Genomic DNA, 15,390 nt, shown 5'->3' on the forward strand with positions numbered 1-15,390 from the left:
GGTCTGTGGACACCAGTTACGAAATACAGCCCGATGAAATCGAAATACTGATCGTCGAAGACAGCCCCACCCAGGCCGAACGTCTGCGCCGCCTGATCCAGTCGATGCGCTATAACGCCCGCGTGGCGCCGAACGGCCGCCTGGCGCTGGAAGCGATCCGCGAACGCAAGCCGCACCTGGTGCTGTCGGACATCGTCATGCCGGAGATGGACGGCTACACGCTGTGCCGCGCCATCAAGGCCGACCCGGAGCTGCGCGAGATTCCGGTGATCCTGGTGACGTCGCTGATGGACCCGAAGGACATCATCCGCGGCATCGAGTGCGGCGCCGACAACTTCATCCGCAAGCCCTACGCGGAAGACTACCTGCTCAACCGCATCGGCCACATGCTGATGAACCAGAAGCTGCGCAAGAACCAGAACATGGAGATCGGCATCGCCCTCTACCTGGGCGAGCAAAAGCACTTCATCAACGCCGACCGCCAGCAAATCCTCGACCTGCTGATCTCCACCTACGAACAGGCGGTGCAGGTCAACAGCGAGCTGCAGGCGCGCGAGCGCCAGGTGATCGAACTGAATATGCGGCTGGCGCACCACGCCGGCGAGCTGGAAACCATCAACCGCGAAATCGCGCTGAAGAACCTGGAGCTGGCCGAAGCGAGCCGCATGAAGTCGGCCTTCATCGCCAATATGTCGCACGAGCTGCGCACGCCGCTGAACGCCATCATCGGCTTCACCGGCGCGCTGCTGATGAAGCTGCCCGGCCCGCTGACGCCGGAGCAGGACAAGCAGCTCAACACCATCCGCACCAGCGCGCGCCACCTGCTCTCGCTGATCAACGACATCCTCGACGTCGCCAAGATCGAAGCCGGCAAGGTCACGCTGGAACTGGAGACGGTGCAATGCCAGGAGCTGGTCAAGGACGTGGTGGACACGCTGCGGCCGCTCGCAGTGCAAAAAACCTGACGCTGGAGATGCAGCTGGCCGATCCGGCCATCGCGCTTGAAACCGACCGCCGCGCGCTGACGCAGATCCTGCTCAACCTCGGCAACAACGCCATCAAGTTCACCGAAGCGGGCACCGTGCGCGTGACGCTGGCCGAAAAGCCGGACCACGACGGCGGCCAGCACGTGATCGAATTCTCGGTGGCCGACAGCGGCGCCGGCATCCGCGAGGAAGACCAGGCCAAGCTGTTCCAGGCCTTCTCGCAACTGGACTCGACCTCGACCCGCCACGCCGAAGGCGCCGGCCTGGGCCTGTACCTGTGCCAGAACCTGGCCAACCTGATCGGCGGCACGCTGTTCTTCAAGAGCGACTTCGGCCACGGCAGCACCTTCACGCTGGCGCTGCCGGCCAGGTAACGGTTTGAGCAATACTAAAGATGACTATAATGACAACGTAATTCTACGGTATTGCACTGCAACATAAAGCCCGGTATAGTGGGAACTGTCTCCTCCAATCCGTTCGCTGAACATTGGAATTAGCCCGCACCGCATGGTCGCGGGTTTTTTTTGCCTGCCTTTTTGCTCGCTGCTGCAATATTTTCAAACGGCTAACGTCTACCCCGCTGCAACGCTCGCTTGAGCACGTTTCAGCAATAAATTAAACAATCGATTTAATTATATCATTTGTTTTAATTGTGTGATGTAATGCCGCCATGAACGCTAAACCCACCCATACCAGCCCGCCAGCCGACGACGGCCGCAAGCCGCGTTCGGACGGCGAGCAGTCGCGCGAACGCCTGCTGCAGGCGGCGATGCGCCTGTTCGGCGAGCAGGGCTTCTCCAGGACCTCGACCCGCGAGATCGCCCAGGCGGCCGGCGCCAACGTCGCCGCCATCAGCTACTACTTCGGCGACAAGGCCGGCTTGTACCAGGCCTGCTTTAGCGCCATCTGCACGCCGGTCGAGAACAATATCGTCATGTTCGACCAGCCGCACTTCACGCTGCGCGAATCGCTGCGCGGTTTTTACCAGCAGATGACGGCGCCGCTGATGGCCGGCGCCGACGCCGAGGTGCTGCTCAAATTGTTTTACCGCGAGATGCTGGAGCCGACCGGCTTCTGGCAGAGCGAGATCGAAAACAACATCAAGCCGGAGCACATGGCGCTGGCCGGCGTGCTATGCCGCCACCTCGGCGTGGCCGCACCGGACGAGCGCGTGCACATGCTGGCCTACGCCGTCGGCGCGATGTGCGTGCAAATGCTGATCGGGCGCGACGTGGTCAACGCGATCACGCCGCACCTGATGGCGGGCCCGGAGGCGATCGCCGCCTGGGTCGAGCATCTGACCAACTTCGCCGAGACGCTGGTGCTGGCGGAAAAAACCAAACTTCAACAAGGGAAAGCATGAGTATCTTTTTACGCGCGGCGGCGTTGGCCGTCGCCGCCACGCTGGGCGGCTGCGCGGTGCAGGGTCCGGCGAAGCAGGTGGATGCACTGGCGCCCCCGCAGTGGCAGGCGCCGTTGCCGCACAACGGCAGCCAGGCCGATCTCGCGTCGTGGTGGCGCGGGCAGTCGGATGATTTGCTGGCGCAGTTGATCGAGTCGGCGCAGGCGGTCAGCCCGAACGTGGCCTCGGCGGCGTCGCGCATCGCGCAGTCGCGCGCCGAGCGCGTGGCGGCCGGCGCCGCGCTGGCGCCGAACGTGGATGCGGCGGCGTCGGCGAATCGCTCCAACCAGCAGTCGGCGCTGCCGATGGGGACCACCTCGCAGCTGGCGTTGAACGCCTCGTGGGAGATCGATATTTTTGGCGCGAACCGGGCCGCGCGCGATGCGGCGCAGGCACGCCTGGAAAGCGCGCACGCCGGCTGGCATGATGCGCGCGTGTCGGTGGCGGCCGAGGTGGCGAACCAGTACTACGGCCTGCGCGCCTGCGAGCAGTTGATGGCGGTGGCGCGGCAGGACGCGGTGTCGCGCGCCGACACCGCGCGCCTGACGGAGCTGAGCGCCACGGCGGGCTTCGAGTCGCCGGCCAGCCTGGCGCTGGCCCGCGCCAGCGCCGCCGACGGCAACAGCCGCTACATCTCGCAGCGGGCGGCGTGCGACATCGACGTCAAGGTGCTGTCGGCGCTGACCGCCATCGCCGAGCCGGAGCTGCGCGCGCGGCTCGCCGCCGGCGCCGCGTCCGCCGGCCCGGCGCCGAACAGCGCCGCGGCGGTAACCGATGCCTACGCGTCATTCGCGGCGCCAGCCATGGCGATCGGCGCGCTGCCGGCACAGACGATCAGCCAGCGGCCGGACGTCTTCACCGCCGAACGCGAAGTGGCGGCAGCCAGCGCCGATGTCGGCAACGCCGAGGCGCAGCGCTATCCGCGCCTGTCGCTGTCCGGCTCCATCGGCGTGGCCAACTTCCGCGCCGGCGGCGAAAATACCAAGACCGACACCTGGACCATCGGCCCGGTTTCGCTGTCGGTGCCGGTGTTCGACGCCGGCCGCCGCCGCGCCAACGTCGAATCGGCCAAGGCGCGCTACGAGGCGGCGGTGCTCAGCTACCGCGCCACGGTGCGCCAGGCGGTCAGCGAGACCGAACAGGCGCTGGTCAACCTCGACAGCACCGCCGCCCGCGCCAGCGACGCGCAAACGGCGCTGGCAGGCTACCGCGCCAACTACACCGCCGTCGATGCACGCTACAAGAACGGCATGGCCAGCCTGTTCGAGCTGGAAGACGCACGCCGCACGCGCCTCGCGGCCGAACAAACCGTCATCAACCTGCAGCGCGAACGCAGCGCCGCCTGGGTCGCCCTGTACCGCGCCGCCGGCGGCGGCTTCGCGCCGCAAAGCGCAGACGCCGCGCCGGCCGCCAACTAACTTCATCGCCTACCATGAACGCAAAACTGAAACCTCTCGCCTACGTCCTGGCCGCCGCCTTCGCGGTGGCCGCCGCCAGCATCGCCGCCTACTCGCAAGCGGCCGACGAAAAGAAAGCGGCAACGCCCAAGGCCGCCCTCACCGTCACCATCGCCAGGCCGAGCACCGCCAGCCTGCCGATCAGGCTCACCGCCAACGGCAACGTCGCCGCCTGGCAGGAAGCCAGCGTCTCCAGCGAATCGAACGGCCTGCGCCTGACCGAAGTGCGCGTCAACGTTGGCGACGTGGTCAAGGCCGGCGAGGTGCTGGCCGTCTTCTCGGCCGACACCGTCAACGCCGACCTCGCGCAAGCGCAAGCGGCATTGCAGGAAGCCCAGGCCAACGCCGCCGACGCCGCCGCCAACGCCGCCCGCGCGCGCACGCTGCAAAACTCCGGCGCCCTCAGCGCGCAGCAGATCAGCCAGTACAACACCGCCGAACAAACCGCCAACGCCCGCATCGCCTCCGCCAGGGCGGCGCTGGCCAGCCAGCAGCTGCGCCTCAAGTACACCAGGGTGGTGGCGCCGGACAGCGGCATCATCTCGGCGCGCAGCGCCACCGTCGGCGCGGTGTCCGCGCCCGGCACGGAACTGTTCCGCATGATCCGCCAGGGCCGCCTCGAATGGCGCGCGGAAGTCGTCGCCGCCGACCTGCGCCACCTCAAGCCGGGCGTCAGCGCCGTGGTCAAGGCCGCCAATGGCAGCGAAGTCACCGGCAAGGTGCGCATGGTGGCGCCGACCGTCGACCCGCAAACCCGCTCCGCCCTGGTCTACGTCGATCTGCCACAGCGCGCCGGCAGCCAGGACGCGCCGTTCAAGGCCGGCATGTTCGCCAGCGGCCAGTTCCAGCTGGGCGCCTCGGAGGCGATGACCGTGCCGCAGCAAGCCATCGTCGTGCGCGACGGCTTCAGCTTCGTTTTCCGCCTCAACCCCAACCAGCATGTGAGCCAGCTCAGGGTGCAGCCGGGCCGCCGCCTGGGCGACCGCATCGAAGTGCTGGGCGGGCTCGACGCCAACACCCAGATCGTCGCGCGCGGGGCCGGCTTCCTCAACGACGGCGACCTGGTTAACGTCGTCGCCCAATAAGGACCGGCCATGAACTTCTCCGCCCTCTCCATCAGGAATCCGATCCCGGCGATCATGCTGTTCGTGCTGCTGTCGCTGGCCGGCTTCATGGCCTACAAGGCCAATCCGGTGCAGGACTTCCCGGACATCGAACTGCCCATCGTCACCGTCACCGCCACGCTGGACGGCAGCGCGCCGGCGCAGCTGGAAACCGAAGTCTCGCGCAAGATCGAAGACTCGGTGGCCACGCTGCAAGGCGTGAAGAACATCTACACCACGGTGCTCGATGGCGTCTCCACCACCACCGTCGAATTCATCCTGGAGAAAAACATCTCCGACGCGGTGAACGACGTGCGCGACGCCGTGGCCCGCGTCAAGGCCGACATGCCGGCCGAGCTGCGCGACCCGAGCGTCACCAAGGCCGCCACCGCCGGCCGCGTGGTGCTGACCTTCACCGCCGCCGCCGCGCAGGCCCCGGGCGAAAAGCTCGACAGCCAGGAACTGAGCTGGTTCGTCGACAACACCGTCGCCAAGCGCCTGCTGACGGTGCCCGGCGTCGGCGCGGTCAAGCGCGTCGGCGGCGTGTACCGCGAAATCCGCGTCGAGCTGGACGACGCCCGCATGGCGGCGCTGCGCGTCTCCGCGCTGGACGTCTCGCGCCAGCTGCGCCAGGTGCAGAAGGAAGCGCCGGGCGGCCGCGGCGACGTCAGCGGCGCCGAGCAATCGGTGCGCACCATCGCCACCGTGCAGACGGCGGCCGAACTGGCGGCCATGGACCTGCCGCTGCCGGACGGCCGCCACGTGCGGCTCGACCAGGTGGCGACGGTGACCGACACCGTCTCCGAACCGCGCGCCATCGCCTTGCAGGACGGCGCGCAAGTGGTCGGCTTTGAAATCTTCCGCACCAAGGGCGCCAGCGAAGTGGCGGTCGCCAACGGCGCGCGCGCCGCCGTCGCCGAGCTGCAAAAAGCCCATCCGCGCGTCGAGCTGAAACAGGTAATCGACAACGCCCGCCCGGTCGAGGAGGACTTCGCCGGCTCCATGCACCTGCTGTACGAGGGCGCCATCCTGGCCGTGATCGTGGTCTGGTGGTTCCTGCGCGACTGGCGCGCCACGCTGGTGGCGGCAGCCGCGCTGCCGCTGTCGGTGCTGCCGGCCTTCCTCGGCATCTATTTGTTCGGCTACACGCTCAACATCGTCACGCTGCTGTCGCTGGCCCTGGTGGTCGGCGTGCTGGTGGACGACGCCATCGTCGAAATCGAAAACATCGAGCGCCACCTGCGCATGGGTAAAACACCGATGGAGGCGGCGCTCGAAGCGGCCGACGAAATCGGCATGGCGGTCATCGCCACCACCTTCGCGCTGGTGGCGGTGTTCCTGCCGACCGCCTTCATGAGCGGCATTCCGGGCCTGTTCTTCAAGCAGTTCGGCTGGACCGCCGTGATCGCGGTACTGGCCTCGCTGGTGGTGGCGCGCCTGCTGACGCCCATGATGGCCGCCTACCTGCTCAAGCCGGCCGTCCACCGCGAGGAAAAAGACGGCTGGCTGATGTCGCGCTACATGACCACCATGCGCTGGTGCCTGCGCCACCGCCTGGTGACGGCGCTGGCGGCGGGCGCCTTCTTCATCTGCTCGATCATGCTCACCGGCCTGCTGCCGACCGGCTTCGTGCCGGCGGCCGACCGGTCGCAGACGCAGATCACGCTGGAGCTGCCGCCAGGTTCCACGCTGGCCGAAACCAGCGTGGTGGCCGAGCGCGCGCGCAAGGCGGCGATGGAGGTCAAGGGCATCAAGTCGATCTTCAGCTCCATCGGCGGCGGCTCCAGCGGCGACGCCTTCGCGCCCGGCGCGGCGGCCGAAGCGCGCAGCGCGGTGCTGACGCTGACCACCGTGCACCGCACCGACCGCAAGGAATCGATGGCCGACATCGAATCCGACATCCGCCGCAAGCTCGACGCCATTCCCGGCGCCCGCTTCAAGGTCGGCCCGCCGGACAACGGCGTCAAGATGCAGCTGGTGCTGCGCAGCGAAGACCCGGTGGCGCTGAAGGCGGCGGCGCAAAAGCCGAGCGCGAACTGCGCACGCTGCAAGGCGTGGGCAATGTGCGTTCGACCGCCTCGCTGGTGCGGCCGGAGATCATCGTCAAGCCGGACTTCGCCAAGGCGGCGGACCTCGGCGTCACCGCCGCCTCGATCGGCCAGACGGTGCGCGTGGCCACCGCCGGCGACTACGACACCGACCTGACCAAGATGAACCTGCCTGAGCGCCAGGTGCCGATCCGCGTCAAGCTGCCGGACGCCGTGCGCGCCGACCTCGACGCCATCGGCCGCCTGACGGTGCCGGGCAAGAACGGCCCGGTGCTGCTGGCCACCGTGGCCGAGATCACGATGGAAAGCGGGCCGGCGCAGATCAATCGCCTCAACCGCAGCCGCAACGTCACGCTCGAAGTGGAGCTGGGCAAGCGCACGCTGGGTGAAGTCAACGACGAGGCGCGCGCGCTGCCGGCGCTGAAAAACCTGCCGCCGTCGGTGCAGATCGCGGAACTGGGCGACACCCAGGAGATGGCGGCGCTGTTCGCCAGCTTCGGCATCGCCATGCTGATCGGCGTGTTGTGCATCTACTGCGTGCTGGTGCTGCTGTTCAAGGACTTCATGCAGCCGGCGACGATTCTGGCGGCGCTGCCGCTGTCGATCGGCGGCGCGTTCGTGGCGCTGCTGATCACCAACAGCGCGCTGTCGATGCCATCGATGATCGGCCTGATCATGCTGATGGGGATCGTCACCAAAAACTCAATCTTGCTGGTTGATTATGCTATTCTGGCGCGCCAGGCGGGCATGGGGCGCTTCGAAGCGCTGGTTGACGCCTGCCACAAACGTAGCCGTCCGATCCTGATGACCACCATCGCGATGGGCGCGGGCATGCTGCCGCTGGCACTGGGCTGGGGCGCCGACCCGAGCTTCCGTTCACCGATGGCGATCACCGTAATCGGCGGCCTGATTACCTCAACGTTATTAAGCCTGTTGGTGGTGCCGGCGGTGTTCACCTACGTCGACGACTTTGAGCACTGGCTCAAACGCATGGTGCGCAAGCTGCGCCGCCAGCCGCAGGCACAAGGAGACGAGCATGCAATACGAGATCAAAAACCTGCCTGAAGTCCGGGTCGCCTACCTGCGCTACAAAGGCCCGTTCGGGCCGGCGCTGGGCGACTTCTGGAAGGAAGTATTCACGCCGTGGCAAACGGCGTTCGGGCTGACCGGCAAGGTGACCTACGGCGTCGCGCAGGACGATCCCGCCAGCACGCCGCCGGACGCATGCCGCTACGACGCCTGCGTCGAAGTCGCGCCGGACTACCCGATTGTCGCACCGGCGAAGGAAGCGCACTTGCCGGCGGGGCGCTACGCGGTGGCGCCGTTCCGCGGCACGGCCGCCGACGTGCCGCGCGCCTGGGGCGACTTCTTCGCCCTGCTGTCAGCCGAAGGCAAGATCGGCGAAGGCCTGTGCTTCGAGCGCTACCCGGCCGACTACGCGATGGACCCGGCCACCGGCGTCTTCAACGCCGAGCTTTGCATCCCCGCCAGATAATCCGGGGATTTACGGCGCCCAGCCGCCGCCCATGGCGCGGTACAGGTCCACCGAGGCGATCAGGATCCGCGTTTTTAGTTGCAGGCGCCCGACGTCGGCGCTGTAGAGCGTGCGCTGGGCGTCCAGCTCTTCCAGGTATGAGGCGTAGCCATTGCGATAGCGGTTGTGCGCGATGCGCAGCGTTTCCGCCGCCGTGGCGCGGCGCGCGTCGTTCTGGACCGCTTGTTCCTTGAGCCGGACGATGGCGCCGAGGCCGTTTTCGGTTTCCGAGAACGCTGCGCGCACGGCGTTTTCGTAGGCGTAGATGGTTTGGTCGCGCTGCGCCGCCACCGCGTCGGTCTGGCTTTGTACCCGGCCGCCGTCGAAGATCGGCGCGGCCACCACGCCGCTCAGGCGCCATAGCGCGGTCGGGGCGTTGACGAAATCGTGCCACTTCAGGTTCTGCACGCCCCCGGTGGCGGTCAGCTTGAACGACGGCAGCAGCTGGTCGCGCGTGGCTTGCAGGTTGGCGTTGACGGCGACCAGGTTGTATTCGGCGCGGGCGATGTCGGGACGGCGGCGCAGCAGTTCCGACGGCAGGCCTTCCGGCACGGCCGGCGCCCGTAGGTCGGCCAGTTCGCTGCCGCGCGCGATCGGACCGGGGTTGCCGCCGGCGAGGATCGAGAGCGCGTTTTCCTGCTCGAAGATTTGGCGCTTCAGTTGCGGCACCTGTTCGGCGGTGGTCTGGTACTCGGCTTGCGCTTGCAGCCATTCGAGACGCGAGCTGTAGCCGACGTCGAACTGCTTTTTCGCCAGTGCGGCGGATTCTTCGCGCAGTTTTAATGTGGCTTCGGTCAGCGCCAGTTGGGCGTCCAGGCCGCGCAGGTTGAGGTAGCCGCTGGCGACGGTGGCGGCTATCGATAGGGCTGCGGCGTCGGCGTTGGCTTGTTCGGCCTGATAGGTGGCGGTGGCGGCGTCGGTCTGCGCGGCCAGGCGGCCCCACACGTCGATTTCGTAGCTGGCCTGGAATTCGGCCTGGTAGATGTTGGTGACGTAGGGGACGCCGGTATAGGCCAGCTGCCGTGCGCGCGATGGGGCGCTGTCGACGCTGACCGTGGGCTTCTGCCCCGCTTCGGCGACGCCGATCTGCGCGCGGTATTGGGCAACGCGGGCGCGGGCGATGCGCAGGTCGCCGTTGTTTTGCAGGGCTTGGGTGACCAGCGCGGTCAATGCGGGGTCGCCGAAGCTTTGCCACCACTGCTGCGCCACCGGGCCGCTGCCCTGCCCTTCGACCGCCGTGCGCCACGCGGCGGGCACCTGCAAGGTCGACGCCGGCGGCGGCGCCACCGTCGCCGCGCAGCCAGCCAGCAGCAAAGCGGCTGCCAGCGCAACAGCCGGGGCGCCGCGACGCCCTGACGCCGGCGCCGGCGCGCGCCCGGCACCCACTGTGCCGGGCGGTGCGAAGCGAGGCATCATGGCCGGACTCCAGCGCTTGCCGGCGCGCTGACGGCCGGCGCGGCGGGGGCCGCGCCGGCTGGTGCGGTGACGGCCGGCGCGGTACCTGGCGCTGCGGGGGCCGCGCCGGCTGGTGCGGTGACGGTCGGCGCGGTGCCTGGCGCTGCGGTGCGGTCGGTTTCGCGGACTTTGACCGAGGTGTCGATGCTGACGATGACCGACATGCCCGGCGCCAGCCGGCGCGCGTTGGCCTGCCCCTGGTCGATGCGGATGCGCACCGGGATGCGCTGCGCGATCTTGACGAAGTTGCCGGTCGCGTTATCGGCCGGCAGCACGCTGAATTCCGAACCGGTGGCCGGCGAGATCCGCTCCACCACGCCGGTCAGCTGCGCGCCGTCCAGCGCGTCGACCTTGAAGGTGGCCGGCTGCCCAACCTGCACGTGATTCATCTGCGTCTCTTTCAGATTGGCGATCACCCACAGCTGCTTCGGCACCAGGCCCATCAACTGCGCGCCCGTATTCACGTAAGCGCCCTTGCGCACCGTGACCTGCCCCAGTTGGCCATCCTCCGGCGCCGTGATGCGCGTATTGTCCAGATCCACCCTGGCCGCCTTCAGCGCCGCCTCCGCGCTGGCCACCGCCGCTTCCAGCGACTGCTTGTTGACCGCCACCGTGCGCACCTGCTGCTTCGAAATCTCCAGGTTGGCGCGCGCCTGCTCGACCGCAGCCACGGTCTGCGTGCGCGCCGCCTTGGTCGCGTCCTGCTCGCGCTGCGACAGCGAACCGTCCGCCGCCAGCGCATCGACGCGCTTGAGGTCCGCCAGCGACCTGGCCGCCTGCGCCTGCGCATTGGCCAGCGTCGCCTCGTTCAGCAACACGCCCGCTTCGGCCGAGCGGCGCGACTGCGCCCAGTTTTCCAGCGCCGCCTTCTGCGCCGCCACCTGCGCCAGCGCCTGCTCGTAGCGCTGCTGGTAAATGCGGTCGTCGATCTGCGCCAGCAAATCGCCCTGCTTCACGTACTGGAAGTCCTGCACCTTCACGTCCACCACATAGCCGGGCAGCTGCGTGCCGATCAGCGTGACCTGCCCGCGCACCAGCGCGTTCTCGGTCGAGACGATGGCGCTGCTGAACGGCGGCAGCCGCCACGCGTACAGCACCACCAGCACGCCGACCAGCGCCACCAGTGAGAACAGCACAGCGGAGATGATTTGCGCGCGCCGGTCCGGCGCCGGCGCGCTCGGCGCGGAGGCCGCGACCGCCGCTGCCGCCGCAGCGGCAGCCACCGCCGCCACGCGGCTATCGGAGGAAGTATCGTTGTCTGGCGTATTTTTATCCATGTTTTAGCGAGATCCAGAATTATTAAGAGAGACATTGGCCATGCCGGTTTGCGCGTTCGGCCCGGCCTTGCCCTGGCAAACCACGCACTCGGTCCACAGCCAGCGCGCCAGCAGCCACGCCATCGTGACCAGCGCCAGCACGGTAATCGCCAGGAACACATCGTTATAGGCGAGGATGTTGGCCTCGCGCGTGGCGGCGCCGCCCAGCGCGGCCAGCCCGCCGGACTGGATGCGCGCCGCCACCTGCGGATCGAGCAGCGACAGGTGCTCGACCAGAATACTGGAATGGTACTTCTCGCGCCACACCTGGAAGGTGCCGGTGAGCGCCGTGCCCAGCAGGCTACCCAGGGTCTGCGTGATGCTGAACATGACCGAGAAGCTGACCAGGTTATTCGGCGCCGCGATCACTGCGCCAAAGCCGGAAATGAAGGTCGGCCCGACAAACATCGCGCCGCCAAAGCCCAGCAGGAACTGCGACAGATACAGGTCCTGCGGCCGCGTCAGATTGGTAGCGTGCGAATCCATGTACGCGCCCAGCGCCATCACCGCCAGCGAGAACAGCAACTGCGCCGTGCCGCGCGCCGGCGAAATCGTCAGCGCGCTGACCACCATGCCGGCGATGGCGCCGAACATCACGATCCACCACAGTTCCAGCATCTGGTCGTTGTTCAGCCCCAGCGCCTGCAAGAAGCCGACCGTGCCGCTGGCCTCCGACTGCACCACGCGGATCAGCAGCACCGACAACGCCAGCCGCGCCATGTTGGCGTTGGACAGCCAGCGCGTGTTGATCAGCGGGCGCGCGCGGTTATGCTCGACCGCCAGCGCCGCCAATATCAGCACGATCGATCCGGCCAGCGCGTAGCCGACCCACGGCGCCTCCAGCCACCACACGGTGCGGCCCAGCGCCAGCACCGCCGACAGCAGCGCCACGCCTGGCGCGAACAGGCCGAAGGTGACGAAGTCCATTTTCTCGAATACCTTGATGCGGTCGCCCGGCGGCAGTTTCAGCGCCAGCACGCAGCCCAGCGACACCAGCGCCAGCCCCAGCTCGAAGAAGTACAGGCCGCGCCATTCGGCGATCTCCATCAGGTCCGACGAGAACAGCCGCGCCATCGGAATCGCCAGCTGCGAAAAGCCGATGCCGAGCACCGCGCCCTTGAGCCGGTACTGCGCCGGAAACGCCTGCAAGGTGTAGTACAGGCCGAGCGTGGTCAGCGCCGCGCCGCTCATGCCGTGCGCCGCGCGCACCGCGATGGCCGAGCCGAGGCCGTGGACGAACAGGTGCGCCACGGTCACCGCCGCGTACAGGATCAGGAACAGTTCCGTAAACAGCCGCAGGCCATACTGCTGGCGGAATTTGACCAGCAACAGGTTCATGCAGACATTCGCCATCACATAGGCGGCCGGCAACCACTGGATCTCGGTCGAATAGACGCCGAGCGATCCTTGCAGGTATGGCAGGTTGACCGACACCAGCGCGTTGCCCAGGCCACCGGTGATGGCGACGATGAAACCGACGACCAGGAACGCAATCCGCTTCGGGAAGGTGTGATGCGGATTGGACGGCGATCCGGGCAAGGTGGGACGCTCGTGCGGCTGCCAGGCTTGGGGGCGTAAACGTCCATGCGTCTATGGTCCAAAAATGCATTATGGCGAGCATATCACTATGCCCGCCATCGGTGCATACTTCAATGGTGATAGGCGCGCTTACACAGGCAAGCCGTCGTTTTCACGCTGGAAGTTGCGGTGCCCGCCCAGGGCCTGCTTGAACGCCGCCAGCGTGCCGCCCAGCGCGCTGGCCTCCACCGTCCACAAGGCCAGGTCGGGCGAGCCGTCCGGGCGTTGCGGCGGAATGCCGACCGCCTGCAGCAGCTCCTTGCCGGCGCCGATCGCCAGGATAGGCTTGCAGTGGCGGTACTGGTGACGGACGAATTCGCGCGCGTCGGCGTCGTCCACCAGCATCCTGGCGCTGGCCGCGCCGTCGGCGATCACCACCGCGTCGTACAGCACGCCGGGGCCGGCATCGATGGAGATTTCGATGTCGATGCGGCTGCCGTCCGCGGCCGCCAGCTGGCCCAGTTGCGGCGCCACCACGCGCGGCGCGGCGCCGGCCGCCAGCAGGTCGGCATACACGGCCTTCAGCGTAGCGGCTTCGACGCCATGGCCGGCCAGGATGGCGACCTTGCGCGTCTTCGGCCCGGTGACGCCGGGGCGCGCCAGCAGCGACAGCGCCGGCGACGGCTCGTAATGCGCCGGCGGCGTGTCGATCGCCAGCGGCATCGGCGGCGGCACGTCCACGCCCAGGCCCTGCGCCACGCCGTCGACCAGGATCGGGTCGACATTGGCCAGCATCGACAGCAGGCGCACGCGCACCGCCGGTGTCTGCACGCGCGTCAGCTCGAAGCGGAAGGCGTTGACGATGTGGGCCTGCTCGGCCGGCGTCTGGCTGATCCAGAACAGGCGCGCCTGCGAGTAGTGGTCGGCAAACAGTTCCGGCTTGCCGCGCACCTTGTCTTCCGGCGGCTGCGGCATGCGGCTGAAGGCGCTGGTGAAGCCGGCCATGCCGGCCTGGAACGGACAGCCGCCGCCCAGCGAGTTCGGCTCATACGACACGCGGCCGCGGTGCACGGCCTGGCGGTGCATGCCGTCGCGCTGGTTGTTGTGCACCGGCGCCAGCGGCGCGTTGACCGGAATCTCGTGGAAGTTAGGGCCGCCCAGGCGGCTGATCTGCGTGTCCAGGTACGAGTGGATGCGCCCTTGCAGCAGCGGGTCGTTGGTGAAGTCGATGCCGGGCACGATGTGCGCGGTGCAGAAGGCGACCTGCTCGGTCTCGGCGAAGAAGTTGTCCGGGTTGCGGTTCAGCGTCATCTTGCCGACGATGCGCAGCGGCACCAGTTCTTCCGGCACGATCTTGGTCGGGTCGAGCACGTCGAACGGGAAGCTCTCGGCCTGTTCTTCGGTGAAGATTTGCAGGCCCAGTTCCCATTCCGGATAGGCGCCCGCTTCGATCGCTTCCCACAGGTCGCGGCGGTGGAAGTCCGGATCGGCGCCGACGATTTTCGCCGCCTCGTCCCACACCAGCGAGTGGGTGCCGCCGACCGGGTTCCAGTGGAACTTGACGAACACCGACGCGCCCTGCGCGTTCACCAGGCGGAAGGTGTGCACGCCGAAGCCCTGCATGGTGCGGTAGCTGCGCGGGATGGCGCGGTCGGACATCTGCCACATCAGCATGTGGGTCGATTCCGGCATCAGCGAGACGAAGTCCCAGAACGTGTCGTGCGCGCTCGACGCCTGCGGCATGGCGTGGTGCGGCTCCGGCTTGACCGAGTGCACCAGGTCCGGGAACTTCATCGCGTCCTGGATGAAGAACACCGGCATGTTGTTGCCGACCAGGTCCCAGTTGCCTTCCTCGGTGTAGAACTTGACGGCGAAGCCGCGCACGTCGCGCACGGTGTCGGCCGAACCGCGCTCGCCGGCCACGGTGGAGAAGCGCACGAACACCGGCGTGCGCTTGCCGGCGGCCGCGAACGGCGCGGCGCGGGTGATCTCGCTCAGGTCTTCATAGGCTTCGAAATAGCCATGCGCCGCCGAGCCGCGCGCGTGCACCACGCGCTCGGGAATGCGTTCATGGTCGAAATGGGTCAGCTTTTCGCGCAGGATGAAATCTTCCATCGCGGTCGGGCCGCGCAGGCCGATTTTCAGCGAGTTCTGATTGTCCGCCACCGGCACGCCCTGATTGGTGGTGAGGCGCTGGTCGCTGCCGTCGGCGCGCACGCGGTCGAGGTGACCGGCCGGGCACACGCCCAGCGGCGGCACGCCGCCGCCGACTTTCGGCGAGGCGTTGGTTTCGGCGGCGGTGCTGGCGGTGGCCACCGGATGCGGCACCGGGCAGGTCTTGCCCGGCTGTGGCGCGCGCGCCGCCTCGCCATGTTCGCCGGCCTTGTTGGCGTTGAACGGCATGGCGGCGGCGGTCTGCTGGCCGCCGGCCACTTTGTCGATCAAGGTCTGGTCGTGCGGGCTGGCGCCGCCCAGGCTGTCCGGGGTGGATGCCGACGATGGTCCGGAGACGGTGCTCAATACGGAGCCGGCCCCCATGACGGAGGCCGGCGTTTGCTTGCTGTTTGCCAT

The 15,390-nt window shown here is 67.8% G+C and carries 10 protein-coding genes and 1 pseudogene; 7 read left to right on the forward strand and 4 right to left on the reverse strand.

From position 1 onward, the window contains the following. The first annotated feature begins 5 nt into the window (after window positions 1-5). From ACRQ5J_RS24160 to ACRQ5J_RS24190, 7 genes and pseudogenes are all read left to right on the forward strand, one after another. The gene (locus ACRQ5J_RS24160) at window positions 6-965 is read left to right on the forward strand and encodes a hybrid sensor histidine kinase/response regulator (protein WP_432380479.1); all 960 of its coding nucleotides are present in this window, start codon (window positions 6-8) and stop codon (window positions 963-965) included. Window positions 966-973: 8 nt separating this feature from the next. After that, the gene (locus ACRQ5J_RS24165) at window positions 974-1,360 is read left to right on the forward strand and encodes an ATP-binding protein (RefSeq protein WP_432380481.1); all 387 of its coding nucleotides are present in this window, start codon (window positions 974-976) and stop codon (window positions 1,358-1,360) included. A gap of 296 nt (window positions 1,361-1,656) precedes the next feature. After that, window positions 1,657-2,349: a CerR family C-terminal domain-containing protein gene (locus tag ACRQ5J_RS24170; RefSeq protein WP_432380483.1), complete on the forward strand. Its 693-nt coding sequence runs from the start codon at window positions 1,657-1,659 to the stop codon at window positions 2,347-2,349. Beyond that, the gene (locus ACRQ5J_RS24175; protein ID WP_432380485.1) at window positions 2,346-3,806 is read left to right on the forward strand and encodes an efflux transporter outer membrane subunit; all 1,461 of its coding nucleotides are present in this window, start codon (window positions 2,346-2,348) and stop codon (window positions 3,804-3,806) included. Before ACRQ5J_RS24170 ends, ACRQ5J_RS24175 begins: the two co-directional genes overlap by 4 nt. Window positions 3,807-3,820: 14 nt before the next feature. Further along, window positions 3,821-4,930: an efflux RND transporter periplasmic adaptor subunit gene (locus ACRQ5J_RS24180; protein ID WP_432380487.1), complete on the forward strand. Its 1,110-nt coding sequence runs from the start codon at window positions 3,821-3,823 to the stop codon at window positions 4,928-4,930. 9 nt (window positions 4,931-4,939) lie between these two features. After that, window positions 4,940-8,061: pseudogene (locus ACRQ5J_RS24185) on the forward strand (efflux RND transporter permease subunit). Then, on the forward strand, window positions 8,033-8,491 hold the full coding sequence (locus tag ACRQ5J_RS24190; RefSeq protein ID WP_432380488.1) for an AraC family transcriptional regulator: 459 nt from the start codon (window positions 8,033-8,035) through the stop codon (window positions 8,489-8,491). The pseudogene ACRQ5J_RS24185 and the gene ACRQ5J_RS24190 overlap by 29 nt, the downstream one beginning before the upstream one ends. 9 nt (window positions 8,492-8,500) lie before the next feature. Here the strand turns inward: ACRQ5J_RS24190 and ACRQ5J_RS24195 are convergent, their stop codons facing one another. From ACRQ5J_RS24195 to ACRQ5J_RS24210, 4 genes are all read right to left on the reverse strand, one after another. Continuing rightward, the gene (locus ACRQ5J_RS24195; RefSeq protein ID WP_432380489.1) at window positions 8,501-9,946 is read right to left on the reverse strand and encodes an efflux transporter outer membrane subunit; all 1,446 of its coding nucleotides are present in this window, start codon (window positions 9,944-9,946) and stop codon (window positions 8,501-8,503) included. Further along, window positions 9,943-11,262, reverse strand: coding sequence for an HlyD family secretion protein (locus ACRQ5J_RS24200; protein WP_432380490.1), 1,320 nt, complete (start codon window positions 11,260-11,262; stop codon window positions 9,943-9,945). The genes ACRQ5J_RS24195 and ACRQ5J_RS24200 overlap by 4 nt, the downstream gene beginning before the upstream one ends. 3 nt (window positions 11,263-11,265) lie before the next feature. Next, window positions 11,266-12,840: an MFS transporter gene (locus ACRQ5J_RS24205; RefSeq protein WP_432380491.1), complete on the reverse strand. Its 1,575-nt coding sequence runs from the start codon at window positions 12,838-12,840 to the stop codon at window positions 11,266-11,268. 129 nt (window positions 12,841-12,969) lie between these two features. Then, the gene (locus ACRQ5J_RS24210) at window positions 12,970-15,390 is read right to left on the reverse strand and encodes a catalase (RefSeq protein ID WP_432380492.1); all 2,421 of its coding nucleotides are present in this window, start codon (window positions 15,388-15,390) and stop codon (window positions 12,970-12,972) included.

Source organism: Duganella sp. P38 (assembly GCF_050859475.1).
Lineage (GTDB): Bacteria > Pseudomonadota > Gammaproteobacteria > Burkholderiales > Burkholderiaceae_D > Rugamonas.

What these genes read in the sequence shown, in the direction of transcription:
- ACRQ5J_RS24165 (WP_432380481.1), top strand. Translation starts at nt 974, where the DNA reads ATGCAGCTGGCCGATCCGGCCATCGCGCTTGAAACCGACCGCCGCGCG.
- ACRQ5J_RS24170 (WP_432380483.1), top strand. Translation starts at nt 1,657, where the DNA reads ATGAACGCTAAACCCACCCATACCAGCCCGCCAGCCGACGACGGCCGC.
- ACRQ5J_RS24175 (WP_432380485.1), top strand. Translation starts at nt 2,346, where the DNA reads ATGAGTATCTTTTTACGCGCGGCGGCGTTGGCCGTCGCCGCCACGCTG.
- ACRQ5J_RS24180 (WP_432380487.1), top strand. Translation starts at nt 3,821, where the DNA reads ATGAACGCAAAACTGAAACCTCTCGCCTACGTCCTGGCCGCCGCCTTC.
- ACRQ5J_RS24190 (WP_432380488.1), top strand. Translation starts at nt 8,033, where the DNA reads ATGCAATACGAGATCAAAAACCTGCCTGAAGTCCGGGTCGCCTACCTG.
- ACRQ5J_RS24195 (WP_432380489.1), bottom strand. Translation starts at nt 9,946, where the DNA reads ATGATGCCTCGCTTCGCACCGCCCGGCACAGTGGGTGCCGGGCGCGCG.
- ACRQ5J_RS24200 (WP_432380490.1), bottom strand. Translation starts at nt 11,262, where the DNA reads ATGGATAAAAATACGCCAGACAACGATACTTCCTCCGATAGCCGCGTG.
- ACRQ5J_RS24210 (WP_432380492.1), bottom strand. Translation starts at nt 15,390, where the DNA reads ATGGCAAACAGCAAGCAAACGCCGGCCTCCGTCATGGGGGCCGGCTCC.